Consider the following 23,625-nt stretch of genomic DNA (forward strand, 5'->3'; position numbering starts at 1 on the left):
CCGGCTTCGAACGCAGGGCCCGAGGGCGGGGGCGGGGCCCCGAGGGCGGTGGCCCCAAGGGGTGGGTGCCCCCAGGGGTGGTGCTGCCCGCGGCCGGTGGCGCACCCGGGAGGGGCCCGGCCTGGCGGCGGGGGCCCTCCCGGGGCGGCGTCAGGCCTTGCGGGCCCGGGTCGCGGTCTTCTTCGGCGCGGCCGCCTTCTTGGCCGGGGTCTTCGCGGCAGCCGCCTTGCGCGCCGCCGTCTTGCGGGCCGGGGCCGGGACCAGGGCCGCCGCGTCCGAGATCCGGTCGGCGCCCAGGATGTCGCGCAGGAACTTGCCCGTGTGGCTGGCGCCCACCGCCGCGACCTGCTCCGGCGTGCCCTCGGCGACGACGAGGCCGCCCCCGTAGCCGCCTTCCGGGCCCATGTCGATGACCCAGTCCGCGGTCTTGATGACGTCGAGGTTGTGCTCGATGACGATCACCGAGTTGCCCTTGTCCACCAGCCCCGACAGGACCTTGATCAGCTTCGAGATGTCCTCGAAGTGCAGACCGGTCGTCGGCTCGTCCAGCACGTACACCGTGCGGCCCGTCGACCGCTTCTGGAGCTCGGAGGCCAGCTTCACGCGCTGCGCCTCACCGCCCGACAGCGTCGGCGCGGACTGCCCGAGGCGGACGTACCCCAGGCCGACCTCGGTCAGGGTCTTCAGGTGCCGGGAGATCGTCGGCACCGCCTCGAAGAACTCCAGCGCCTCCTCGATCGGCATGTTGAGGACGTCCGCGATGGACTTGCCCTTGTAGTGGACCTCCAGCGTCTCGCGGTTGTACCGGTCGCCGTGGCAGACCTCGCACGGGACGTAGACGTCCGGCAGGAAGTTCATCTCGATCTTGATGGTGCCGTCGCCGGAGCAGTTCTCGCAGCGGCCGCCCTTGACGTTGAAGGAGAAGCGGCCCGGCAGGTAGCCGCGGACCTTCGCCTCCATCGTCTCCGCGAAGAGCTTGCGGATGTTGTCGAAGACGCCCGTGTACGTGGCCGGGTTGGACCGCGGCGTCCGGCCGATCGGCGACTGGTCGACGTGGACCACCTTGTCGACCAGGTCGTCGCCGTCGACCCGGGTGTGGCGGCCCGGAACCGAGCGGGCACCGTTCAGCTCGCGCGCCAAGTGCGTGTACAGGATGTCGTTGACCAGCGTGGACTTGCCCGAGCCGGACACGCCCGTCACCGCCGTCAGCACGCCCAGCGGGAACGAGACGTCGATGTCGCGGAGGTTGTTCTCCTTGGCCCCGTGGACCGTGAGCTTGCGGTCCCCGTTGACGGGCCGGCGCATCTCCGGTACCGCGATGGACTTCTTGCCGGACAGGTACTGCCCGGTCATCGACTCGCCGTTCTTCAGCAGCTCCTTCAGCGAGCCGCTGTGCACGACCTTGCCGCCGTGCTCACCGGCGCCCGGGCCGATGTCGACGACCCAGTCCGCGACCTTGATGGTGTCCTCGTCGTGCTCGACCACGATCAGGGTGTTGCCCATGTCGCGCAGCCGCACCAGCGTCTCGATGAGGCGGTGGTTGTCGCGCTGGTGCAGGCCGATGGAGGGCTCGTCCAGCACGTACAGCACGCCGACCAGGCCGGAGCCGATCTGCGTGGCCAGCCGGATGCGCTGGGCCTCGCCGCCGGACAGGGTGCCCGCGGCACGGTTCAGCGAGAGGTAGTCCAGGCCGACGTCGACGAGGAAGCGGAGCCGCTCGTTGACCTCCTTCAGGACGCGCTCGGCGATCTTCTTGTCGCGGGCGTCGAGCCGCAGCTGCCCGAGGAACTCGGCGCACTCGCTGATCGACATCGCGGCGACCTCGGCGATGGACCGCTCCATCACCGTCACCGCGAGCACGATCGGCTTGAGCCTGGTCCCCTCACAGGTCGGGCAGGGCACCTCGCGCATGTAGCCCTCGAAGCGCTCGCGGCTGGCGTCGCTCTCGGACTCCGCGTGCCGGCGCTTGACGAACGGCACGGCGCCCTCGAAGGCGGTGGTGTAGGCCCGCTCGCGCCCGTACCGGTTGCGGTAGCGGACCTCGATCTGCGTCCGGTGCCCGTACAGCAGGGCTTTCTTCGCCCGCTGCGGCAGCCCGGCCCACGGGATGTCCGTACGGAAGCCCAGCTCCTCGGCGAGCGCGCCGATCAGCCGCTGGAAGTAGTCCTTGGTGTGGCCGAGCGACCACGGGGAGACCGCGCCCTCGTCGAGCGACTTCTCCTCGTCCGGGACGATCAGCTCCGGGTCGACCTCCATGCGCGTACCGATGCCGGTGCACTCGGGGCAGGCGCCGAACGGCGAGTTGAAGGAGAAGGAGCGCGGCTCCAGCTCCTCGAAGGAGAGGTCGTCGTACGGGCAGTACAGATGCTCGGAGTACATCCGCTCGCGCTCGGGGTCGTCCTCGGCGAGATCGACGAAGTCGAGGATGACCATGCCGCCGGAGAGGCCGAGGGCGGTCTCCACCGAGTCGGTCAGGCGGCGCTTGGCGCTGTCCTTGACGGTGAGGCGGTCGACGACCACCTCGATCGTGTGCTTCTCCTGCTTCTTCAGCACCGGCGGCTCGGAGAGCTGGACCGTCTGCCCGTCCACCCGGGCGCGGCTGTAGCCCTTGGTCTGGAGGTCGGCGAAGAGGTCGACGAACTCGCCCTTGCGCTCGCGGACCAGCGGCGAGAGCACCTGGAAGCGGCTGCCCTCGGGGAGCGAGAGCACCTTGTCGACGATGGCCTGCGGCGACTGCCGCGAGATCGGACGGCTGCACTCGGGGCAGTGGGGCTTGCCGATGCGCGCGAAGAGCAGGCGCAGGTAGTCGTAGACCTCGGTGATGGTGCCGACCGTGGAGCGCGGGTTGCGCGAGGTCGACTTCTGGTCGATCGAGACGGCCGGGGAGAGGCCCTCGATGAAGTCCACGTCGGGCTTGTCCATCTGCCCCAGGAACTGGCGGGCGTACGACGAGAGCGACTCGACGTAGCGGCGCTGGCCCTCGGCGAAGATCGTGTCGAAGGCCAGGGAGGACTTGCCCGACCCGGAGAGTCCGGTGAAGACGATGAGTGAGTCGCGGGGCAGGTCGAGCGAGACGTTCTTGAGGTTGTGCTCGCGAGCGCCACGAACGATGAGACGGTCGGTCACGCCGGTCCGCACCTTTCTTGAGAGAGCGGGGGGCACGGGCCCCCGTCCCAGGGTATGGGGGGCGCCTCTGCAATGGAGTGGAGCTGGACTTCCGAGCGTATAGCACGCGCATTCGATTTACGGCACTACGCCGTCCGCTTCACCCGTTCGTGTGGCCCCGGCGCCCGCCCACTAGGCTCGGCCGCATGACTGATCATGTGCACGACCTGCGATCTGTACGTGAAGCCACGGACCGGCTGCTGACCGCGGTCGCGAACCTGGACAACGCCGCCCTCGCCGAGGAGTCACTCCTCCCCGGCTGGACGCGGGGCCACGTCCTGGCCCACCTCGCCCGCAACGCCGACGCCCTCGTCAACGTGCTCGCCGGCCGGCCGATGTACGAGAGCGGCGAGGCCCGCGACGCGGACATCGAGCGCGACGCCCCGCGCCCGCTCGACGCCCAGCTCGCCGACCTGCGCGCCACCCACGAGGGCTTCCTCGCCGAGACGGACCGGGACCAGGACTGGTCCCGCACCGTCGAACTGCGCAACGGGGTCACCGACCTCGCCTCGAACGTGCCGTTCCGCCGCCTCGTCGAGGTCGAACTGCACCACGTCGACCTGAACATCGGCTACGGGCTCCACGACCTGCCGCAGGAGTTCACCGACCGGGAGATCGCCTTCCTCGCCGAGCGCTGGACCGGCCGCCCCGGCGTCCCGCCGGTCACGCTCAAGACGTCCGAGGGCGTGCCGGTCGCGCAGACCGGCGGCACCGAGGGGACCCCGGTCACCCTCAGCGGCCCCAAGGACGAGCTGCTCGGCTGGCTGGCCGGCCGCGGCGCGAAGGGCGCCCACCTCGCCGTCGAGGCCGGCGGCGGCCTGCCCGAGCTCCCCCCGCTCTAGGATCGGGACATGACGTACAGCGGAGCGGTGAAGGTCGGCGGTCCCGCCGACGTGCATGAACTCGCGGACCTGATGATTTCCAAGGTCGCCGTGGGCCCGATGGACAACAACGCCTACCTGCTGCGCTGCCGGGCCACCGGCGAGCAGCTGCTGATCGACGCGGCCGCCGAGGCGGACACGCTGCTGAACCTGATCGGGGACGACGGCATCGCGTCCGTCGTGACCACCCACCGCCACGGCGACCACTGGGGCGCGCTCCAGGCCGTGGTCGACGCGACCGGCGCGCGGACCTACGCGGGCGCCCTGGACGCCGAGGGCATCCCGGTCGCGACCGACGTGCCCGTCGCCGACGGGGACACGATCACGGTCGGGCGGGTCTCGCTGACCGCCCGCCACCTGGTCGGACACACCCCCGGCTCGATCGCCCTGATCTACGACGACCCGCACGGGCACCCGCACGTGTTCACCGGGGACTGCCTCTTCCCCGGCGGTCCTGGACGGACAACACAGCCGGAGGAGTTCAACTCCCTGATGGACGACTTGGAGGCCAAGGTGTTCGGCGTCCTGCCGGATGAGACCTGGGTCTACCCCGGCCACGGCAATGACACCACCCTCGGCAAGGAGCGGCCCCACCTCGCTGAGTGGCGCGCGCGAGGCTGGTAGCCACGGCACGTCCTGCACAGCCGACCGCACCCGTGCGCGTCGGCGTCCGCGGGAACGTCGGCGCAGCCGCTAGCCCCCTCACCCGTCCGGTGTGGGGGCGCGCGGCAAAGCTCCCGGCACCCCTCGATCGGCGACTGCCCGAGGGTCGGCCGCAGCCCCGGCGCAGCAGAGGACCCGTACGACCGCACAGGTCGGCGGATCCTCGGCTGTCACTACGATTTCCGGGCTTTTCTGCCCATGGATGGCCTGAACGCTGATTCAGGACCGTTTGGGCAGAAATCCAGCCAGAGGCACAACTCCCCGTGACGGCGCATGTGCTGTCCGCATAGGTTCAGCCGTGGTTCGGGCGCTCCACAGCGGCCCGAGCCGAAGGCCCATTCACCGGACCGAAGGGGGAAGTCGCATGGCTGACATCGATCTCGGAGTGGCGACGGATTGGGACGAGGGGGACACCCACGGCCGCATCAAGCTGCGGCAGAACCAGGTCTACCCGAACTCGCCCAAGAAGGACGTGCTCATCAGCTCCCCCGTGAGCATCGAGCTGTCCGTGAACTCGAACTACTCCTCCTCGCAGGAGGCGGACAAGATCTACTTCACGACCCATCACGGCTCGACGAAGAAGATCATCGCGGTGCTCGACTCCGACGGAAACCTGCACATCGCCGGGCGCCTGATCACCGAGCAGAAGGACCTCCGCTACTAGCGGCTGCCCTCCCCCCGCGGCGGGCGACGAGGCGGGCCCCCGGGTGAGCCGACCCGTCCCCCTCCGCACAGTACAAGGGCCCGTACGACCCGAGACCGGTCGTGCGGGCCCTTTCCGGTCTGGAGACCAGTCGCGGCCTGCACGACAGACGGCCCGGTAGCCACTTCCGCTCCGCTACCTCCGAGGCCCGCGCCCGCAGGGCGGGCCCAGCTCAGCCTGCCCTTGCGGCCCCGCCCGTGCCGCCTCGGTGGAGGTTGACACGGAAGCGCTCGTTCCCGGGCGGCATCGGCAACACGCGGGGCGACGCGAAGGCCTTCGCGAGCCTCATCGACGACGTGGAGACCAAGCTGTTCGCGCCGCTGCCCGACGAGACCTGGGTCTACCCGGGGCACGGCAACGACACCACCCTCGGCGCCGAGCGGCCGCATCTGGCCGAGTGGCGCGAGCGCGGCTGGTAGGTCTCGGTCATCTCCGGGGCGCCGTGCACTCGTTCCGGTCGAAGATGACCGAACGCACGTCCCGGGGCCGCGGGGAGGGGTAACTGCTGCACCATGCAACACGACCCCTCCCCGCCCCCGTCCCCGACCTCTCCTCCCGCTCCTCCCGCCGCCACGGCCTCCTCCCCGTCCGGCGCGGCCCCCTCCTCCCCCGCCGGCGCAGGCTCCCCCGCCTCCCCCGCCGGACCCTCGATGCTGCGGCTGGCGTCGGCCTCGCTCGCCGGGACCGCCATCGAGTTCTACGACTTCTTCGTCTACGGCACGGCCGCCGCACTCGTCCTCGGCCCGCTGTTCTTCCCGTCCTTCTCCCCGCTCGCCGGAACCCTCGCCGCCTTCGGCACCTTCGGCGTCGGCTTCCTCGCCCGGCCGCTGGGCTCCGCGCTCTTCGGGCACATCGGCGACCGCTACGGCCGCCGCCCCGTGCTGCTGGCCTCGCTGCTGCTCACGGGCTTGGCCACGGTGGCCGTCGGCTTCGTGCCCACGTACGCCTCGATCGGCCTGGCCGCGCCGGTCCTGCTGCTCGTGCTGCGCTTCCTGCAGGGCCTCGGCCTCGGCGGCGAGTGGGGCGGCGCGGTCCTGCTGACCGCCGAGCACGCCCCGGAGGGCCGGCGCGGGCTGTGGGCGAGCTTCCCGCAGGTCGGCCCCTCGGTGGGCTTCCTGCTGGCCAACGGCATGACCCTCACCCTGTCGGCGACGCTGACGGAGGCACAGTTCGCCTCCTGGGGCTGGCGCCTGCCCTTCTGGGCGGCGGGCGTGCTGGCCCTGGGCGGGCTGTGGCTGCGCCGCTCGGTCGAGGAGACCCCGCACTTCCGCGCGCTCACCGAGACGGATCGGCGGGCCGACGCCCCGCTGGCGGAGGTGGTCCGGGGGCACTGGCGGCTGCTCCTGCTGACCGGCGGGGCGCTGGCCGCCGCGTACGCGGTCTTCTACGGGGTCACCACCTGGGCCCTGGCGTTCGCAACCGAGCACCTGCGCATGGAGCGCACCACCATGCTGGCCTGCGTGCTGACCGGGGTCGGGATCATGGCCCTGTGGACCCCGGTGGCCGCGGTCCTCGGCGACCGCTTCGGCCGGCGCCCGCTGTGCCTGGCGGGCTGTGCGCTGTGCGCGGTGTGGATGTTCCCGTTCGTCGGGCTGCTCGGCACGGCGCGTCCGCTCCTGGTGGCCGTGGGCGCGGTGGGTGCGCTGCTGTGCATCGGCACGGTGCTGTCGGTGATCGGCGCGTACCTGCCCGAGCTGTACGCCCCGCGGATCCGCTGCACCGGTGCGGCCGTCGGCTACAACCTGGGCGGGGTCCTCGGCGGGGCGCTGACCCCGATCGTGGCGACGGCGCTGGCGGACGGCTCCGGACCGCCGTGGGGGGTGGCCGCGTACCTCACCGGGGTGGCGGTGGTGAGCCTGGGCTGCTTCGCGCTGCTGCCGGAGACCCATCCGGGGCTCTCCCGCCGGCCGGCGGACGCGGCGGGAGCGGACGCCGAGGCGGGGGCGGCCGGGGCGACCGCCCCCGTGTAGCACCGCGGCCCTGCGGGGCCGGCGGAGCCAAGTACGCCGGTTACGCCTCGACGCTCTGCGGGCGGGCGGCGGCCTCGGCCGCCGCCTGCTTCTTCGAGGCGATCAGGCTGGTGATCGTGGTGATCGCCAGGACGCCGCAGATGACGCCCAGGGAGACCGGGACGGAGATCTGCGGGACGTGGACGCCCGACTCGTGCAGGGCGTGCAGGACCAGCTTGACGCCGATGAAGCCGAGGATGACGGACAGGCCGTAGCTGAGGTGGACCAGCTTCTTGAGCAGGCCGCCGATGAGGAAGTACAGCTGGCGCAGGCCCATCAGGGCGAAGGCGTTGGCGGTGAAGACGATGTACGGGTCCTGGGTGAGCCCGAAGATCGCGGGGATCGAGTCCAGCGCGAAGAGCACGTCGGTGGTGCCGATGGCGAGCATGACGACCATCAGCGGGGTCAGGACGCGCTTGCCGTTGGTGCGCAGGAAGAGCTTGGTGCCGTGGTACCTGTCGGCGACGCCGAACTTCTTCTCGATGGACTTCAGGAGGCGGTTCTCCTCGAACTCCTCTTCCTCCTCGCCGGCGCGGGCCTCCTGGATCAGCTTCCAGGCGGTGTAGATCAGGAACGCGCCGAAGAGGTAGAAGACCCACGAGAAGGTGGTGATGATCGCGGCGCCGGCGGCGATGAAGACCGCCCGCAGCACCAAGGCGATGAGGACGCCGACGAGCAGGACGCGCTGCTGGAGGTGGGAGGGCACCGAGAACTTCGCCATGATGAGGACGAAGACGAAGAGGTTGTCGACGCTGAGCGACTTCTCGGTGATGAAGCCGGCGAAGAACTCCTGCGAGGCCTGGCCGTGGCCGGAGACCAGCAGGCCCAGTCCGAAGAGCGCGGCGAGGACGATCCAGACGACGGTCCAGATGCCCGCTTCCTTGACCGATACGTCGTGCGGCTTGCGGCCGATGACGAAGTCGGCGCCGATGAGGATGCACAGACCGAGAACGGTCAGCACCCACAGGTTCAGGGAAACATCCATGGTTTGGCCTCCGGCAGATGGCTCAGCACACAGGTCAGCGTCATCGCTGCCGGAGGTCTCTTCCACCCCGGGCGGCCTGGAGGCCGGGGGCCGGCGCCCCGGGACCGCAGTGGTCCGTACTGACGGGAACGCCGTAGCAGGAAAGCAGGAATACTCCCCTCCGCGGTCACCAGGGTACCCGTCAGAGGCGGAAAAGGTAAAGGGAAGACCAAGAGTCGGTCATGGGCGGGCATGGCGGCGGGCCCGGGCGGCCCGCTCCAGCGCCTCCTCCAGCGCCAGGCCGCCCGGCGGCGGCAGGTCCGGGGAGAAGGTCCAGGCGTGCCCGACCCACGGGTCGGCGAGGTGGTCGTCGGGCACCGGGGAGAGCCGCATCAGCGAGCGCCAGAGCGGATCGAGCAGCGGCCCGTACGCGGAGGCCTCCTCGCGGTCGGCGACCATCAGCAGGTGGACCCCAACCGCCGGGCCCTCGTCGGCCAGGTAGCGCAGCTGGGTGACCGCGCGGTCGTCGAAGCCGTGCGGGAAGTCGTGCACGATCAGCAGCTGCTCGGCCGTGTCCAGGTCGGGCGGCAGGTCCTCGGGCGCGCCGGCCCGCACCGCCATCTGTACGAGGTCCACCCGGCGGGTCAGCCGCGCGAGGGTCTCGGCGACCCCGGCGGCCCCCACGGCCGGCGGGGCGGCCAGCACCCCGGCGTGGACGAGCGGGGCCAGGGCTGCGGCACCGGCCCCGGCCGCGTCGATGACGTGGACGGAGAACCGGCCGGGCGGGTGCACGGCGAGCATCCGCGCCGCATGGGCGACGGCCGTGTCCATGGCGGCCCGGCGCAGCCGGTCGGTGTCCATGGCCATCGCCGCCTCCGAACCGGTGCGGCCGTTGTCGATCCACAGGCCCCGCTCCAGCGGGAGCCGCACCAGCATGGGGATCCGCAGCCCGGGCCGCTCCGGAAGGTGCAGGTCGCCCAGGCGCAGGGCCATGGGGGCCTCCTCGGGCACCCGGTGGCCCTGCCAGACCGGGGCCGCCCAGCGGGCGTACGCGGCCGGCAGCGCGGGCTCGACCACCTCGGCCTCGGCGGCCAGCTGGGCGAGGTCCCGGTCGAGCGCGGCCCGGGCCTGGGCGACGAGCTCCTCGCGGCGGGCCCGGGCGGTGGCACGGGCGGCGTCGCCGGAGCCGGCCAGGCGGTGGCGGTGGTCGGAGAGGACCTCGTCGAGCTCGCGCTCGAGGCGGGAGTCGGCGAAGTCGCACGCGCTGCGGTAGGCGGCGACGGTGCGGGCCAGGTCCTCGAACATGCCCCAGACCTGGTTGTAGAGCCGCTCGTCCATGGACCAGCCGGTGGCGTCCCCCGCGACGCGGGCGGGCGGCTCCCCGGGCGCCGGCGGCGCTGCGGCCGCCGGGGCGGGCTCGGGCGGCTCGGAGGTGGTGCGGCGGCGGCGCGGGTGCACGTAGTCGACGGTCGGCGGGCCGCCGGCGGCGTCCGCGGGCGCGGGGCCGGGCGTACCGGGGTACGGGACGCCCGGGACGGGTACCGGGCCCGGCTCCGCGACGGGCTCCGGCGGGCCGGCGGGGGCCGGGGTCCCGGCGGGTGGCGTGGGCTGCGCGGCCGCGGGCGCGGGCCCGGCATCCCGCGGGCCGGGCAGCGCCTGCGTGGCGCCCGTCGCGGCGGCGGCCGGGACGGGGGCGAGGCCGTGCCCCTCGCGCGCGGCGCCACCCGACACGGCCGCGGCGAGCGCCGTCGCGTCCGCGGCGGGCAGGCCCGCGTCGGCGAGCAGGGCGGCGAGCCCGTCGGCGTACCCCTGGCCGACGGCGCGGACCTTCCAGGCGCCCTGGCGCCGGTACAGCTCCAGGGAGACGAGCGCGGTCTCGGCATCCAGCCCGGTCAGCGTGTACCCGGCGAGCTCGGCGCCCTCCGGGTCGGCCACGGCCAGGCGTGGGGCGGGTACGGCGCCGAAGCGCGCCGGGCCGCCGGGCGGCAGCACGAGCACCACCCGGACCTGCTGCACGGCCGGCCCGACGGCGTCGAGGTCGACGGCGAAGCGGTGCTCGGCCGCCGCCGCCCCCGGCACCGTGAGCCCGGGCAGGGCCGGGGCGGCGGGATGGGCCAGCGCGTCGGGGCCGGTCAGCCGGCCCTCGTCGTCGCAGGCGCAGGCCAGGGCGAGCACGTCGGTGCCCGCCGAGACCCTGATCTCCACCCTGCTCAGGGACAGGGGGTGGTTCTGCCCCCGGACCAGTTCGGCCGTCATCGTGCAGCCCTCCCCCGTGGCCTTGCCGCGCCGTGCGCTGCTGTGCCGTGTGCTGCTGCTTGTTTCTCTTCCTGCGGTCCCGCGCCGGGCCTACAGGTGCGGCAGGATCGCCGGCATCAGGTCCTGGAAGGTCCGGCCGTTGGCCGGGGTGCCCAGGGCCGTCATCTGCCAGCCGGCGCCGGCGCGCGAGACCTTCGCCATGATCTGGGCGGTGTACTGGCCGCCGCCGTCGAGGGTGTAGCGGGCGAGCTCCTGGCCGTTGGTCTCGTCGACGAGGCGGCAGAACGCGTTCTGCACCTCCTGGAACGTCTGGCCGGTGAAGGAGTTCACCGTGAAGACGATCTGGTCGATGTGGACCGGCACCCGCTGGAGGTCGACGAGGATCGACTCGTCGTCACCACCCTGCCCGGCGCCGCCGATCAGGTTGTCGCCGGTGTGCCGCACGGAGCCGTCGTCGCTCTGCAGGTGCCGGAAGAAGACCACGTCCACGGGCTGCTTCTCGGCGAACAGCACCGCCGAGGCGTCCAGGTCGATCTCCCGGGTCCGCGAGCCGAACAGCCCGCGGCGCTTGGCCGCCTGCCAGCCGAGCCCCATGCGGACGGAGGTCAGCGTCCCCCCGTCGCCCTTCTGCAGACTGATGGCCTGCCCCTTGGACAAGTTGACCGTCACGCGCTGTCCCCTTTCATAGCCACCCCCAGGCAGCGTGTACCTGCGGCTGCCGCCAACCCTACTGACCGGCCCCCGGGTCAGGCGAGGCCCGCCTCCTTCATCTGACGCAGCTCCTTCTTGAGCTCGCTCACCTCGTCCCGGATCCGGGCCGCGACCTCGAACTGGAGCTCGGCGGCGGCCCCCCGCATCCGCTCGGTCATCTGCTCGATGAGCGCGGCCAGTTCCTCGGCCGGGCGGTCGGTGGCCACCACGGCCGCCTTGGCCCCCTTGGCCGCCTTTCCGCCCTTGGCCGCCTTTCCGCCCGCCGGGGGCTGAACGGCCGCGGAGCGCGCCCCGGTGAGCGCGGGCACGGGCGCCTTGGCCCCCTTGCCGTCCTTCCCCTGCCGGTAGCCGGTGCCGAGCAGCTGTTCGGTGTCGAGCTCCTCCCGGGCGATGGTGGCGACGATGTCGTTGATCTTCTTGCGCAGCGGCTGCGGGTCGATCCCGTTGGCCGTGTTGTACGCGATCTGCTTCTCCCGGCGCCGGTTGGTCTCCTCGATGGCCCGCTCCATCGCCGGGGTCATCTTGTCCGCGTACATGTGGACCTGGCCGGAGACGTTGCGCGCGGCGCGGCCGATGGTCTGGATCAGCGAGGTGCCCGAGCGCAGGAAGCCCTCCTTGTCGGCGTCGAGGATGGCCACCAGCGACACCTCCGGCAGGTCGAGGCCCTCGCGGAGCAGGTTGATGCCGACCAGGACGTCGTACTCGCCGGCGCGCAGCTCGCGCAGCAGCTCGATGCGGCGCAGGGTGTCGACGTCGCTGTGCAGGTAGCGGACGGCGATGCCGAGCTCCAGGAAGTAGTCGGTGAGGTCCTCGGCCATCTTCTTGGTGAGGGTGGTGACGAGGACGCGCTCGTCCTTCTCCACCCGCTGCCGGATCTCGTGCACCAGGTCGTCGATCTGGCCCTCGGTCGGCTTGACGACGACCTCGGGGTCGACGAGGCCGGTGGGGCGGATGATCTGCTCGACGAAGCCGTCGCTGCGCGAGAGCTCGTACGGGCCGGGGGTCGCCGACAGGTAGACCGTCTGGCCGACCCGCTCCAGGAACTCCTCCCACTTCAGCGGCCGGTTGTCCAGCGCGGACGGCAGGCGGAAGCCGTGGTCGACCAGGGTCCGCTTGCGCGAGGCGTCGCCCTCGTACATGGCGCCGATCTGCGGGACGGTGACGTGCGACTCGTCGATGACCAGGAGGAAGTCCTCCGGGAAGTAGTCGATGAGGGTGTTGGGCGCCGACCCGCGCTCGCGGCCGTCCATGTGGAGCGAGTAGTTCTCGATGCCCGAGCAGGAGCCGATCTGCCGCATCATCTCCAGGTCGTACGTGGTGCGCATGCGCAGGCGCTGGGCCTCCAGCAGCTTGCCCTGCTTCTCCAGCTCGGCGAGGCGCTCGGCCAGCTCGGCCTCGATGCCGCGGATCGCGCTCTCCATGCGCTCCGGGCCGGCGACGTAGTGGCTGGCGGGGAAGACATACAGCTCGCGGTCCTCGCTGATCACCTCGCCGGTCAGCGGGTGCAGGGTGGACAGGGCCTCGATCTCGTCGCCGAACATCTCGATGCGGACGGCCAGTTCCTCGTAGACGGGGAAGATCTCGATCGTGTCGCCGCGCACCCGGAAGGTGCCGCGGGTGAAGGCCACGTCGTTGCGGGTGTACTGGATGTCGACGAAGCGGCGCAGCAGCTGGTCCCGGTCGATCTCCTCGCCGACCTTGAGCGGCACCATGCGGTCGACGTACTCCTGCGGCGTACCGAGGCCGTAGATGCAGGACACGGAGGCGACCACGACGACGTCGCGCCGGGTGAGCAGCGAGTTCGTCGCGGAGTGGCGCAGCCGCTCGACCTCCTCGTTGATCGAGGAGTCCTTCTCGATGTACGTGTCGGACTGCGGGACGTACGCCTCGGGCTGATAGTAGTCGTAGTACGAGACGAAGTACTCGACCGCGTTGTTCGGCAGGAGCTCGCGGAACTCGTTCGCCAGCTGGGCGGCGAGCGTCTTGTTCGGCGCCATCACCAGGGTGGGGCGCTGGAGCTTCTCGATCATCCACGCGGTGGTCGCCGACTTGCCGGTGCCGGTCGCACCGAGCAGGACGACATCCTTCTCACCTGCACGGATGCGCTTCTCCAGCTCGGCGATGGCCGTGGGCTGGTCGCCGCTGGGCCGGTAGGGGCTGACGACCTCGAAGGGCGCCACCGTGCGTTCGATCTTGGATACAGGCCGCATGACTCCACCGTACGACCCCGCACCGACACTCACGCTCCCGCAGGGTGGGGCGCTGCCCGGGCGGCTCCGGCGGGGCCCCGCGGGTCTTCCCCCTTTCTGGTCCGTTTGTCGTAGTTCGGTGGCGGCCCGGTGATCTTCGAGCCCATGATCGCGGTAACGGACACCGTGAAGTGCATCGCGGCAAGGTCTGCCGTTCTGCGCCCGCTTGACGCAGGACCAGGGTTCACGACCCGAGGAGAACGCACATGTACGTCCGACCCGCCGCAGCGGCCGCCGCCGCCTTCCTGGGCCTGACCCTCACCGCGCTCAGCGGGACGGCGCAGGCCGCCGCTGCCGATCCCGGCGCCCCCGGCGCACCGGGGCTGCCGGGCCCCGTCGTGTACGCCCACCGGGGGGCCTCGGCGTACGCCCCGGAGAACACCCTGGCCTCGATCGACCTGGCGATGCGCCTCGGGTTCGACTGGGTCGAGAACGACGTCCAGCGCACCAAGGACGGCGAGCTGGTCGTGATCCACGACGACACCCTGGCCCGTACCACCGACGTGGAGCAGGCCTTCCCGGACCGCAAGCCGTGGAGGGTGAAGGACTTCACCGCGGCGGAGATCGCCACGCTGGACGCGGGCAGCTGGTTCGACGCCTCCTTCGCGGGCGCCCGGGTGCCGACCCTGCGGGAGTACCTCGACCGGGTACAGCGCAACCGGCAGCGGCTGCTGCTGGAGATCAAGAAGCCGGAGCTCTACCCCGGGATCGAGGAGCAGACCCTGCACGTGCTGGACGAGGAGGGCTGGCTCGACCGGGACCACGTGCGGCGCCGCCTGGTCGTGCAGAGCTTCAGCACCGACTCCGTCCGCACCGTGCACGGCCTGCGGCCGGACCTGGTGACGGCCTTCCTGGGCACCCCGGCGGTCGCGGACCTGCCGAAGTACGCGGCCTTCACCGACCGCATCAACCCCTGGCACACCACCATCTCCGCCGACTGGGTGTCGGCCGTGCACGGGCTGCGGGGGGCCCACGGCAGGGCCATGGAGGTGGACACCTGGATCGTGGACGACGCGGTGACCGCCCGGAAGGTCCAGGGGATGGGCGTGGACGGCATCATCACCAACGCCCCCGACGTCGTGCAGCGGGCGGTGATCGGGATCGGGCTCGGGCTCGGGGCGTTCGCCCGCTGAGCCGGCCGGGATGTCGGTGGCGGCCCGTACGGTGGGGGGATGGACACCACCGATCTGCCGGCCGGGCCGCACCTGGAGTGGACCGTCGCCGCCAGCGACATCGGCCCGCTGCTGCTGGCCGCGACCGGGGAGGGACTGGTCCGGGTCGGGTTCCACGCCGGTCCGGACCGGGCCGAGGAGATGGCCCGCCGGCTGGTCGAGCGGCTCGGCGCGGACGCCTGGCGGCCGCCCCCCGGCGAGGAGGTGCTGCTCGCCGAGCCGCTGCGCCAGCTCGCCGCCTACTTCGCGGGGGCGCTGCGGCGCTTCGAGCTGCCGCTGGACTGGCGGTTCAGCTCCGGCTTCCACCGCAGGGTGCTGCAGGAGCTGGACCGCTCGGTGCCGTACGGGACCGTCGTCGGGTACGGGGAGCTGGCCGCCCGCGTCGGGCAGCCGGGCGCGGCCCAGGCCGTCGGGCATGCGATGGGGTCGAATCCCCTTCCCCTCGTCGTGCCGTGCCATCGGGTGGTGGAGAACGACGGGGGAATCGGGGGCTTCGGCGGCGGCGTCGAGACCAAGCGCACCCTGCTGGCCCTGGAGGGCGTCCTGCCCCGCCCCTTGTTCTGACCCGTACCGGTGGCACCGCTGCGCGCAGCGGCAGCGGCCCGTTCCGCCGGTTCCGCCGTGCGGTAAGGGCTGCGACACTGCTGCGGTGACTACTTCCGCTGCACCAGCCCCCGCCGCCCCCCACCCACCCGCGCCGGGGGTGTCCGGCGTGAGCGCCATACCCGGCACGGGCACGGACACCGGCACGGCCCGCCCCACCCCCGACCGCGCCACCCCCGACCCGGCGGAACTGCCCCGGCTGCGCCGCCGCACCTCCGCCGTGCTGATCGCCTCCCAGATGCTGGGCGGCCTCGGGGTCCCCATCAGCATCGCCCTGGCCCCCGCCCTCGCGACCGAGATCAGCGGCACCGAGGCCCTGTCGGGCTTCGCCTCCACCGCCGCCGTCATCGGCACCGCCGCCGTCTCCCTGCCCCTCGCCGCCTTGATGACCCGCAGGGGCCGCCGCCCCGGGCTGGTCCTCGCGTACGGGATCGGCGCCGCCGGCGCGGCCCTGGTGGTGCTGGCCGCCGCGGTCAAGAGCTTCCCGCTGCTGATGCTCGGCATGGCCGCCTTCGGAGCCGCCTCCTCGGCCAACCTCCAGGCCCGGTTCGCCGCCGCCGACCTCGCCGCCCCGGACCACCGGGCCCGGGCCATCTCCGTGGTGGTGTGGGCCTCCACCCTGGGCGCGGTGCTGGGCCCCAACCTCTCGGCTCCGGCCAGCCGCAGCTTCGCCGGGACCTCCGTGCCCGAGACGGCGGGGCCCTTCGTGTGGGCCGGCGCCGTCTTCGTCCTCACCGGCACCCTGATCGCCGTCCTGCTGCGGCCCGACCCGCTGCTGACGGCCCGGGCCCTGGCCTCCCCCGCCGAGCAGGGCCGCGCCGGGCACTCGCTGGGCGCCGGGCTCGCGGCCGTCAAGGCGTCCCCGCGCGCCCGCCTCGCGCTGGCCACCGTCGCCGTGTCGCACACCACCATGGTCTCGATCATGGTGATGACCCCGGTCGACCTCGGCCACCACGGCGCCGGGCTCCAGCTGATCGGCCTGGTGATCAGCGGGCACATCGCCGGCATGTTCGCCTTCTCGCCCGTCATGGGCTGGCTCGCGGACCGACTGGGCCGGCTGTCGGTGATCGGGCTCGCGGCCGGCCTGCTGTCGCTGGCCGCGCTGCTCGCCGGCACGGCCGGGCCGGACCACGGCCAGAGCGCGCTGGGGCTGTTCCTGCTCGGCCTCGGCTGGTCGGCCGGCATGGTCTCCGGCTCGGCGCTGCTCACCGACTCGGTGCCCTCCGGGGCCCGGGCCGCCGTGCAGGGCCTGAGCGACCTCACGATGAACACCTGCGCGGGGGTGGGCGGTGCCTGCGCCGGCGTGGTGATGTCCCAGGCCGGCTACGGCTGGCTGAACGCGATCGGAGCCGCCCTGCTGCTGCCGCTGGCGGCGCTGGCGCTGGTCACCTCGCGCCGCCACCCGGCGGTCAGCAGCTGATGTGGTAGGCCTTGCGCAGCGTCTCGTGCACCGTCCAGGTGGTCCTGTCGCCCTCCCGGAGCACGCACGCCGAGCCGGGGCCGACCTCCAGGGTCGCGCCGCCCTCGACCTCGATGGTGGCGCGGCCGCTGACCACCACGAACAGCTCGTCCGCCTCCACGTCGGTGACGACGCCGGGGGTGATCTGCCAGATCCCGCGGATCTGCTTGCCGTCCGGGGACTCCCACAGCACCTTGCCGGTCACGACGGGCGCGCCGGAGAGGACCTGCCCCGGGTCGAGGTCCTCCGGCTCCAGTGCGGCGTCCGGGACGTCCGGGACGCAGACGGCGAAGGAGGCGGGGGCCGCCGCTGCGGCGGAGTGATCACTGGTGCTCATGGGGCGCCAGCGTAGTGCTGCGGGGCCGCGCCCCGGAGTGGCCACAGCGTCCAGGTTCCGCCCGCCGCAGGAGGCATCCTGTCCAGCGGGGCACCGGCGGGTTTCGGCCGGTGTGGTGCGTACGGGGCGCCCGTGAGCGGTCGTGTTCGGACGGGCGGGCGGGGAGGGCGTTTCGGGGGGCACCCTGCGTGCCATGGATGGGGACATGCCACAGCACACAGCATCCGCGTCCCCGTGCCGGTCCGCGTCCGACGGGCCCGTCGTCCTGTCCGAGGAGGTCCGCGAGGCCCTCGAACAGGGGCGGCCCGTCGTCGCACTGGAGTCCACGATCATCACCCACGGCCTGCCGAGCCCGCGCAACCTGGCGGTGGCCGCCGAACTGGAGGGGCTGGTCCGCGTCGAGGGGGCCGTCCCGGCGACGATCGCGGTGCTCGACGGCGTGGCCCACGCGGGCCTGGACAAGGAGCAGCTGGAGCGGATCGCCGGGGGTGAGGGCGTGCGCAAGCTGGGCCACCGCGATCTGGCGCCCGCTTTCGCCGCCGGTGCGACCGGGGCGACGACGGTGTCGGCGACGGCGTTCCTGGCCGCGCGGGCCGGGCTGCGCGTCTTCGCCACGGGCGGGCTGGGCGGTGTGCACCGGGAGTTCGCGCAGACCCAGGACGAGTCGGCGGACCTGGCGCTGCTGGCGCGGACCCGGATCACGGTGGTGTGCGCCGGGGTGAAGTCGATCCTGGACGTGCCGGCCACGCTGCAGCGGCTGGAGACGCTCGGGGTGACGGTCCTCGGGTACGGAACGGAACGTTTCCCCGGCTTCTACCTGGCCAGTTCGGGAGAGCCGGTGGACTGGACGGTGCACCGGCCGCAGGAGGTCGCGGCCGTGATGGCGGCCCAGGACGCGCTGGACGGCCCGGAGTCGGCGCTGCTGGTCGCCAACCCCGTCGACGAGGCGGAGCAGTTGGACCCGGCCCTGCACGACCGGGTCCTGGCCGAGGCCCTCGAGGAGTGCCGGCGGCAGGGGATCACGGGGCAGGCGGTGACCCCGTTCCTCCTGGGCTTCCTGGTACGGGCGACGGGCGGGGCCTCGCTGGAGGCCAACCTCGCGGCGGTGCGGGGCAACGTCACGCTGGGGGCCCGGATCGCGGGGGCCTGGGCGGAGCGGGCGTGACCGCGGGGGGCGGGAGTACGGGTACGCGTACGGGGGCGGGGGCGGGTTCCGGTCCCGCGGCCGGCCCGGGCGCGCTGCTGGTCGTCGGGGACGTGGTCACCGACGTCCTGGCGGTGCATCCGGAGCCGCTGGCACCGGCGACCGACACGGCCGCCCGCATCCGGACCCTGCCGGGCGGGGCCGGGGCCAACGTCGCCTGCTGGGCGGCCCGTTCCGGGGTGGCGGACGTGCGGCTGCTCGCGCGGGTGGGCACCGAAGCGGCGCAGTGGCACGAGCGGGCGCTCCTGGAGGCGGGAGTGCGGCCGCGGCTGGTGGTCGACGCGGTGGAGCCGACCGGGACGGTGGTGGCGCTGGTCGGCGAGGACGCCGAGCGGACGTTCCTGACCGACAGCGGCGCCGCCCTGCGGCTCTCCCCCGACGACTGGGCGCCGTCCCTGCTGGACGGGGCCGCCCACCTGCACCTCTCGGGCTACCTGTTCTTCGCCGACAGCAGCCGGGAGCTGGCGCAGGTCGCGCTGGCGGACGCCCGGGCCCGCGGGGTGCCGGTCAGCGTGGACCCGGCTTCCGCGGGGTTCCTGCTCACGCTCGGCCCGGGGCGCTTCCTCGATGCCGTGGCGGGGGCGGGCGTCCTGCTGCCCAACGAGGACGAGGCCCGGCTGCTGGCCGGGCTGCCGGAGCCGGCCGGGGCGGCCCGGGCGGCCGCGGTGCTGAGCGAGCGGGTGCCGCTGGTGGTGGTCACCCGGGGCGCTGCCGGGGCCCTGGTGGCGCAGGGCGGGCGGGTCACCGCCGAGGTCGCCGCGGAACCGGTGCGGGCGGTGGACTCCACCGGTGCCGGGGACGCCTTCGCCGGCGGGTTCCTGGCGGCCCGGCTCGCGGGTGCGGATCCGGAGGGGGCCGCCCGGGCGGGCTGCCGGGCAGCGGCCCTGGCGGTCACGCGGCTGGGCGGGCGGCCGTAGCGGCGGCGGGGGCGCGTACGGCACAGCCCCGGTTGCCGTGCCGGACGATCGGGCCGGCGTTGCCGCCTTCGGGCACCGGCCGGGACACGGCCGGATCCCGTTCGGCACCCGGCCGGGACCGGTCCGTTGCGGATCCTTGACGTCCGTTGCCGGACGGGGGCGCGCCGGTCAGCCGCCGAGGCCCGTCCAGGCGGGGTGGCGCGGGTCGTCGGCCCTGACGACGGTGTCGGCGAGGGCCGCGGGGTCGGTCTCGGCCTCGTAGCGGGCGAAGGCGGGCAGGGTCCAGCGGTCGGACTCCGCGGTGCGGCGCCGCAGCGCCCCCGGGGAGAGCCGGATGTGCACGCTGAGGTCGAAGGGGAACCAGCGCCCCAGCAGCAGCGGGCCGTGGACGATGACGACGCCGCCCGGCGGGAGTTCGGTGTACGGGCTGCGGGTGGCCCGGTCGGTCACCGGGTCCCACAGGTCGGGCAGGACGCGGCCGGTCCCGCCGGGGTCGGTCGGGCCGAACACCTCCCGCCACAGGGCTGCGGTGTCGTACCAGCCGCCGAGGTAGCTCTCCACGTCCTGCCGGCCGAACTCGTAGCGCAGGGAGGCGGGCCGCAGGAACCCCTCGGTCGCCACCACGAGCGCGGTGCGCCCGTTCAGCCGCAGGGCCTCGGCGAGTTGCCCGGCGAGGCCGCCGGTGTCCGCGGCCGGCGCGCCGTCGATGCCGACGCGCTGCCAGGCCCGGTCCGCGGGGTCGGGCCGGTGGTCGTCCAGGTGGCCTGCGAGCCGCTCGGCCATCCGCTGCCAGGTGATCGCTTCGAGGTGCACGGGCCCATTGTCAGTGGTCGCCCGTAGCGTTTTTCACGAGGGATCACCGGCGGGAGAGAGCCGTCGGGCCCGGCCTTGGGGAGGGGTCTGTCATGGCTCGCGAGACGACGTATCTGGAGCTGTCCCAGGAGGGCGGCGGCGCGCACAAGTTCTACGAGGTGACCGTGGACGGCACGGCCGTGACCGTGCGGTACGGGCGCATCGGCGCCGGCGGCCAGGTGCAGAGCTCGTCCTTCGCGAGCGCCGAGAAGGCCCGGGCGGCCGCCGCCAAGAAGATCGGGGAGAAGGTCCGCAAGGGGTACGCACCGGCGGTGCAGGGGCAGCGCGCGGCGCGGCCGGTGACGCGCCGGCAGGTGGCGTCCGCGCCGTCGACGGCGCGCGCGGCGGCCCCGGTGCTGTGGCGGTTCCGCACGGGCGCTGCGGCGTTCGGGATCCATGTGGACGAGGACCGCGCGTGGGTCGGCAACCAGGCGGGCGATGTGTACACGCTGAGCCACGGCGGCGAGGTGCTGGCCCGGTACTCGCTGCCGGACGGGGTGAAGTGCCTGGTCGCGGACGAGTTCTGGATCTATGCGGGCTGTGACGACGGCGCCGTGTACGACCTGTCGGCGAAGGTCCCGTTCAAGGCGTACGACATCGCGGAGGACGTGGACATCTTCTGGCTGGACATCCGCGAGGGCGTGCTCAACGTGTCGGATGCGCGCGGGGGTCTGACGGTCATCGACCACGAGGACGAGTTCCAGTGGTCGCGCCGGTCCGCCGGCTCCAACGCGTGGATGGTGCGGGCCGACGAGGACGCGGTCTACCACGGCCACACGCACGGGGTGACGGCGTACGCCCCGGACGGCAGCGGGGAGCTGTGGCACACCGCGACCAGCGGCGGGGTGCTGTTCGGCTGGCAGGAGGCCGATGCGGTCTTCGCCGGTACCGGGCGCAACGCGGTGCAGCGGCTGGCGAAGGGGACCGGGGCGATCGAGGCCACGTACCGCTGCGACGCGGCGGTGTACGCGTGCGCGACCTCGCCGGACGGGCAGCACGTCTTCGCCGGCGACTCCTCGTCGTCGGTGTACTGCTTCGCCGCGGACGGGACCCGCCTGTGGAAGCTCGGCACGGGCAGCGGCTCCGCCCTGTCGATGCAGTACCTGGACGAGCGGCTGTACCTGGTGACCACGGACGGCTCGCTGGTCTGTGTGGACGCGAGCGAGGCGGCGATCGCCGCGGCCCACCAGGGCACGGTGCCGGTGGCGGTGGACGTGAAGTCCGCGGCGGCCCTGCCGGTGGCCCGGCCGGCGGCTTCGGCCGCGGCGGTGGCGAGCGTCTCGGTGGCGGCGGCCCCCGCGGACGGCGTGGTGGTGGAGTGCGTGCAGCAGGGCGGCCGGCTGCGGGTGCAGGTCGTCTCGACCGGCTTCGAGCGCTCCTGGAACGTGCAGTTCCCGCGGGGGATCCGGGAGCCGGGTGCCCGGTACGTGGTGGACGGGCTGCATGCGGCGTCGGGCGGGTTCTACCGGGTGCGCGGGGAGATACGCCGCCTGGTCTGAGCCGGCGGCGGGCCGGCGGACGGGGGTGCGGCGGGCGGGGGTGCGGCGGGCGGAGGGTCGGCGGGTGGAGGGTCGGCGGGCAGGGAGAAGGGTTCGCCTTCGGCGAGGGTGCAGGTCACGTACAGCACGACGGGGACGGTGCCGAGGTTGCGGCCGAGGTGGACGTGGTGCAGGCCCGCGGGTTCGACGAAGCTGCTGCCGGGCCGGTGCACGACCACCGTGCGGTCGTGCAGGATGCGGGTCAGCGTCCCGGACTTGACCAGGGCGATGAGGGGGACGCGGTGGTAGTGCCAGCCGGTGCTGCCGCCGGGCTCGATGACCACCTCGCGGCCCGCGAGGTGTGCGGCGGCGTCGGCCGGCGCCGGTATCGGAGGGTGAGTCGTCGCCGTCGCGGCCTGCTGTCCACCCATGTCTTCCCCCTTCGTCACGGGCCTCACGGCCGTACCGCAGCCCCCGCAGCCACGGTAGAAGGACATCCGGACATCGAGGGAGAGTTGGCGGAACGTCAGGCGGCGCATCGAGAAAGGTGATAAAGGGGCCGGATGGCGGTATCACCAGGGCATGAGCCTGGTGGTGTTCGAGTCGGTGAAGCAGATCCACTGTGCCCGGTGCCGTCAGGGCCCGCTGCGGCTCCTGGTCCGCGAGGCCGGGGTACCGCGCTGTCTGGACTGTGCCGGTCTGGGGCACCTGGTGTACCTGCCGCGGGGTGATGCCGCTCTCACCCGGCGGGCGCGCGAGGGCAGTTCGCTGTCCGCGGTCGTCGTCCGCTTCAACCGGCGCCGCCGCCGCCACGAGCGCCAGGGCCTGCTGGTCGAGGACGCCGCCCTGGCGCGGGCGGAGCGCGCCTGTCTGGCGGATGCGGAGGCGCGGGCGCGGCGGCGGGAGCGGGACCGGGCGCGCCGCGCGGCGCAGGACGTCCGGTTCACGGCGGCCTTCGCGGCGGAGATACGCCGCCTGTTCCCCGGGTGCCCGCCGGAGCGGGCCCGGGACATCGCCGCGCACGCCTCGCTCCGCGGCAGCGGCCGGGTCGGGCGCACGGCGGCCGGCCGGGCGCTGGACGAGGCCGCGGTCTCGGTGGCGGTGCGGGCGGCGGTGCGGCACACCGACACCGAGTACGACGCACTGCTGATGGCCGGTGTCCCGCGCTTCGCGGCGCGCGCCCGCCTGGCCCCCCGCATCGACGCCGTCCTCGACGCCTGGCGCCTGCCCCCGCAGCCCCCGGCCCCCGAGCCGGAGCCCGGGTCGGGAGCCGCGGCTGCGGCCTGACCGGGGGCCGCTACTGGGTGCGGAAGCGGCGGTAGAGGAGGACGCCGCCGAGGAGGAGGGCGCCGCTGCCGGGCAGCAGGTAGCCGAGGCCCTCGGCGCCGGTGTGGGCGAGGGACGGGCCGGACTGCTGCGGCGCCGGCGGGGTGACCGGGCGCTGGGTGGCCGGGGGTCGGACCGGCTGCTGCTGCGGCGGCTGGGCCGTTGCGGGGGTCGGGGTCCGGCCGTTGACCGAGGTGTTGCCCGTGGCACTGTTGCCGACACCGACGACGCTCACCGCGTTGCCGCTGACGTTGACCGGGAGGTCGACGGGGAGCTGGATGCCGTTGCCGGACAGCACGCCGGGCGAATCCTTTCCGCTTCCTCCCGCGTGGGCGCCGCCCCCGTTGCCGGAGGCGGGTTGCGCGGGACGGGAGGGTCCCGACCCGGTGTGCGCCCCGCCCCCGCCCGCCCCGTTCGTACAGCGGTTCCCGGCGGCCGGGTTGAGCAGTCCGGCGACGCTCACCGTGTTGCCGCACACGTTCACCGGCACGTGCACCGGCAGCTGCACCAGGTTCCCGGACAGCAGACCGGGCGACCGCTCGGCCGTCCCGCCCGCGTCCGCGTCGGCGTACGCGAACGCGCCCACGCCCGCGACCGCGAGTCCGCCGCCCGCAACCACCGCTGCGATGAAGCCATTCCGGCGACTGTGACGCATCAGTTTTCCTGCTTTCCGGAG

Annotated in this window: 20 protein-coding genes and 1 pseudogene; 12 read left to right on the forward strand and 9 right to left on the reverse strand. The window is 73.5% G+C overall.

Annotation, left to right across the window (positions count from 1 at the left end):
* Nucleotides 1–150 precede the first annotated feature (150 nt).
* Nucleotides 151–3,126 (reverse strand): excinuclease ABC subunit UvrA, encoded by a 2,976-nt coding sequence (gene uvrA, locus AB0953_RS19570; RefSeq protein ID WP_366860745.1) that lies wholly within the window; start codon nt 3,124–3,126, stop codon nt 151–153.
* Between the two features lie 185 nt (nt 3,127–3,311).
* Here uvrA and AB0953_RS19575 point away from each other — a divergent pair, with 185 nt between their 5' ends.
* The 5 genes and pseudogenes from AB0953_RS19575 to AB0953_RS19595 all read left to right on the forward strand — a co-directional run bounded on the left by AB0953_RS19575 (nt 3,312) and on the right by AB0953_RS19595 (nt 7,382).
* On the forward strand, nt 3,312–4,007 hold the full coding sequence (locus AB0953_RS19575; protein ID WP_366860746.1) for a maleylpyruvate isomerase family mycothiol-dependent enzyme: 696 nt from the start codon (nt 3,312–3,314) through the stop codon (nt 4,005–4,007).
* A 9-nt stretch (nt 4,008–4,016) separates the two neighbouring features.
* Nucleotides 4,017–4,670 carry an MBL fold metallo-hydrolase gene (locus AB0953_RS19580; RefSeq protein WP_366860747.1) on the forward strand — a complete coding sequence of 218 codons (654 nt, stop codon included), beginning with the start codon at nt 4,017–4,019 and terminating at the stop codon, nt 4,668–4,670.
* Nucleotides 4,671–5,073: 403 nt separating this feature from the next.
* Complete coding sequence (locus AB0953_RS19585) at nt 5,074–5,373, forward strand: DUF6342 family protein (RefSeq protein ID WP_366860748.1); 300 nt, start codon at nt 5,074–5,076, stop codon at nt 5,371–5,373.
* 272 nt (nt 5,374–5,645) lie between these two features.
* Nucleotides 5,646–5,831: pseudogene (locus tag AB0953_RS19590) on the forward strand (MBL fold metallo-hydrolase); the annotation flags it as partial.
* Nucleotides 5,832–6,062: 231 nt separating this feature from the next.
* On the forward strand, nt 6,063–7,382 hold the full coding sequence (locus AB0953_RS19595; protein ID WP_366860804.1) for an MFS transporter: 1,320 nt from the start codon (nt 6,063–6,065) through the stop codon (nt 7,380–7,382).
* Between the two features lie 40 nt (nt 7,383–7,422).
* Here the strand turns inward: AB0953_RS19595 and AB0953_RS19600 are convergent, their stop codons facing one another.
* The 4 genes from AB0953_RS19600 to uvrB form a co-directional block, all read right to left on the reverse strand.
* A complete protein-coding gene (locus tag AB0953_RS19600) occupies nt 7,423–8,406 on the reverse strand; it encodes a TerC family protein (protein WP_366860749.1) in 984 nt (327 codons plus the stop codon).
* Nucleotides 8,407–8,625: 219 nt separating this feature from the next.
* Nucleotides 8,626–10,641 (reverse strand): TerD family protein, encoded by a 2,016-nt coding sequence (locus AB0953_RS19605; protein ID WP_366860750.1) that lies wholly within the window; start codon nt 10,639–10,641, stop codon nt 8,626–8,628.
* A 90-nt stretch (nt 10,642–10,731) separates the two neighbouring features.
* On the reverse strand, nt 10,732–11,310 hold the full coding sequence (locus tag AB0953_RS19610) for a TerD family protein (RefSeq protein WP_366860751.1): 579 nt from the start codon (nt 11,308–11,310) through the stop codon (nt 10,732–10,734).
* Between the two features lie 77 nt (nt 11,311–11,387).
* Nucleotides 11,388–13,562 (reverse strand): excinuclease ABC subunit UvrB, encoded by a 2,175-nt coding sequence (uvrB, locus tag AB0953_RS19615; RefSeq protein ID WP_366860752.1) that lies wholly within the window; start codon nt 13,560–13,562, stop codon nt 11,388–11,390.
* A 245-nt stretch (nt 13,563–13,807) separates the two neighbouring features.
* Between uvrB and AB0953_RS19620 the strand changes: the two genes are divergently transcribed.
* The 3 genes from AB0953_RS19620 to AB0953_RS19630 all read left to right on the forward strand — a co-directional run bounded on the left by AB0953_RS19620 (nt 13,808) and on the right by AB0953_RS19630 (nt 16,796).
* Entirely contained in the window at nt 13,808–14,734 is a 927-nt protein-coding gene (locus tag AB0953_RS19620; RefSeq protein ID WP_366860753.1) for a glycerophosphodiester phosphodiesterase family protein, read from the forward strand.
* Nucleotides 14,735–14,773: 39 nt separating this feature from the next.
* The gene (locus AB0953_RS19625) at nt 14,774–15,337 is read left to right on the forward strand and encodes a methylated-DNA--[protein]-cysteine S-methyltransferase (protein ID WP_366860754.1); all 564 of its coding nucleotides are present in this window, start codon (nt 14,774–14,776) and stop codon (nt 15,335–15,337) included.
* A gap of 229 nt (nt 15,338–15,566) precedes the next feature.
* The gene (locus AB0953_RS19630) at nt 15,567–16,796 is read left to right on the forward strand and encodes an MFS transporter (RefSeq protein ID WP_366860805.1); all 1,230 of its coding nucleotides are present in this window, start codon (nt 15,567–15,569) and stop codon (nt 16,794–16,796) included.
* Here the strand turns inward: AB0953_RS19630 and AB0953_RS19635 are convergent.
* Nucleotides 16,786–17,172 carry a cupin domain-containing protein gene (locus AB0953_RS19635; RefSeq protein WP_366860755.1) on the reverse strand — a complete coding sequence of 129 codons (387 nt, stop codon included), beginning with the start codon at nt 17,170–17,172 and terminating at the stop codon, nt 16,786–16,788. The genes AB0953_RS19630 and AB0953_RS19635 overlap by 11 nt on opposite strands.
* Nucleotides 17,173–17,377: 205 nt before the next feature.
* On the opposite strand from AB0953_RS19635, the gene AB0953_RS19640 reads away from it, so the two are divergent.
* Together AB0953_RS19640 and AB0953_RS19645 are read left to right on the forward strand one after the other, a co-directional pair.
* Nucleotides 17,378–18,337, forward strand: a complete 960-nt coding sequence (locus AB0953_RS19640) for a pseudouridine-5'-phosphate glycosidase (RefSeq protein WP_366860756.1) — start codon at nt 17,378–17,380, stop codon at nt 18,335–18,337.
* Nucleotides 18,338–18,411: 74 nt separating this feature from the next.
* Nucleotides 18,412–19,293 (forward strand): sugar kinase, encoded by an 882-nt coding sequence (locus AB0953_RS19645; RefSeq protein ID WP_366860806.1) that lies wholly within the window; start codon nt 18,412–18,414, stop codon nt 19,291–19,293.
* A gap of 168 nt (nt 19,294–19,461) precedes the next feature.
* Here the strand turns inward: AB0953_RS19645 and AB0953_RS19650 are convergent, their stop codons facing one another.
* Nucleotides 19,462–20,106 carry a uridine kinase gene (locus tag AB0953_RS19650; protein ID WP_366860757.1) on the reverse strand — a complete coding sequence of 215 codons (645 nt, stop codon included), beginning with the start codon at nt 20,104–20,106 and terminating at the stop codon, nt 19,462–19,464.
* Nucleotides 20,107–20,198: 92 nt separating this feature from the next.
* On the opposite strand from AB0953_RS19650, the gene AB0953_RS19655 reads away from it, so the two are divergent.
* A complete protein-coding gene (locus tag AB0953_RS19655) occupies nt 20,199–21,644 on the forward strand; it encodes a WGR domain-containing protein (protein ID WP_366860758.1) in 1,446 nt (481 codons plus the stop codon).
* On the opposite strand, the gene AB0953_RS19660 is transcribed toward AB0953_RS19655, so the two are convergent.
* A complete protein-coding gene (locus AB0953_RS19660) occupies nt 21,608–22,054 on the reverse strand; it encodes a cupin domain-containing protein (protein WP_366860759.1) in 447 nt (148 codons plus the stop codon). The genes AB0953_RS19655 and AB0953_RS19660 overlap by 37 nt on opposite strands.
* 151 nt (nt 22,055–22,205) lie before the next feature.
* Here AB0953_RS19660 and AB0953_RS19665 point away from each other — a divergent pair, with 151 nt between their 5' ends.
* Entirely contained in the window at nt 22,206–22,910 is a 705-nt protein-coding gene (locus AB0953_RS19665) for a DUF2293 domain-containing protein (protein ID WP_366860760.1), read from the forward strand.
* A 10-nt stretch (nt 22,911–22,920) separates the two neighbouring features.
* Here AB0953_RS19665 and AB0953_RS19670 read toward each other — a convergent pair whose 3' ends face one another.
* The gene (locus tag AB0953_RS19670; protein WP_366860761.1) at nt 22,921–23,604 is read right to left on the reverse strand and encodes a chaplin; all 684 of its coding nucleotides are present in this window, start codon (nt 23,602–23,604) and stop codon (nt 22,921–22,923) included.
* Between the last annotated feature and the right edge of the window lie 21 nt (nt 23,605–23,625).

The sequence above is a fragment of the Streptomyces sp. NPDC046866 genome (assembly GCF_040704625.1).
GTDB lineage: Bacteria > Actinomycetota > Actinomycetes > Streptomycetales > Streptomycetaceae > Streptomyces.

Bases quoted from the DNA above. Each gene is read 5' to 3' on its own strand.
- AB0953_RS19575 (WP_366860746.1), top strand. From the start codon at position 3,312: ATGACTGATCATGTGCACGACCTGCGATCTGTACGTGAAGCCACGGAC.
- AB0953_RS19580 (WP_366860747.1), top strand. From the start codon at position 4,017: ATGACGTACAGCGGAGCGGTGAAGGTCGGCGGTCCCGCCGACGTGCAT.
- AB0953_RS19585 (WP_366860748.1), top strand. From the start codon at position 5,074: ATGGCTGACATCGATCTCGGAGTGGCGACGGATTGGGACGAGGGGGAC.
- AB0953_RS19595 (WP_366860804.1), top strand. From the start codon at position 6,063: ATGCTGCGGCTGGCGTCGGCCTCGCTCGCCGGGACCGCCATCGAGTTC.
- AB0953_RS19600 (WP_366860749.1), bottom strand. From the start codon at position 8,406: ATGGATGTTTCCCTGAACCTGTGGGTGCTGACCGTTCTCGGTCTGTGC.
- AB0953_RS19605 (WP_366860750.1), bottom strand. From the start codon at position 10,641: ATGACGGCCGAACTGGTCCGGGGGCAGAACCACCCCCTGTCCCTGAGC.
- uvrB (WP_366860752.1), bottom strand. From the start codon at position 13,562: ATGCGGCCTGTATCCAAGATCGAACGCACGGTGGCGCCCTTCGAGGTC.
- AB0953_RS19620 (WP_366860753.1), top strand. From the start codon at position 13,808: ATGTACGTCCGACCCGCCGCAGCGGCCGCCGCCGCCTTCCTGGGCCTG.
- AB0953_RS19625 (WP_366860754.1), top strand. From the start codon at position 14,774: ATGGACACCACCGATCTGCCGGCCGGGCCGCACCTGGAGTGGACCGTC.
- AB0953_RS19635 (WP_366860755.1), bottom strand. From the start codon at position 17,172: ATGAGCACCAGTGATCACTCCGCCGCAGCGGCGGCCCCCGCCTCCTTC.
- AB0953_RS19640 (WP_366860756.1), top strand. From the start codon at position 17,378: ATGCCACAGCACACAGCATCCGCGTCCCCGTGCCGGTCCGCGTCCGAC.
- AB0953_RS19655 (WP_366860758.1), top strand. From the start codon at position 20,199: ATGGCTCGCGAGACGACGTATCTGGAGCTGTCCCAGGAGGGCGGCGGC.
- AB0953_RS19660 (WP_366860759.1), bottom strand. From the start codon at position 22,054: ATGGGTGGACAGCAGGCCGCGACGGCGACGACTCACCCTCCGATACCG.
- AB0953_RS19665 (WP_366860760.1), top strand. From the start codon at position 22,206: ATGAGCCTGGTGGTGTTCGAGTCGGTGAAGCAGATCCACTGTGCCCGG.
- AB0953_RS19670 (WP_366860761.1), bottom strand. From the start codon at position 23,604: ATGCGTCACAGTCGCCGGAATGGCTTCATCGCAGCGGTGGTTGCGGGC.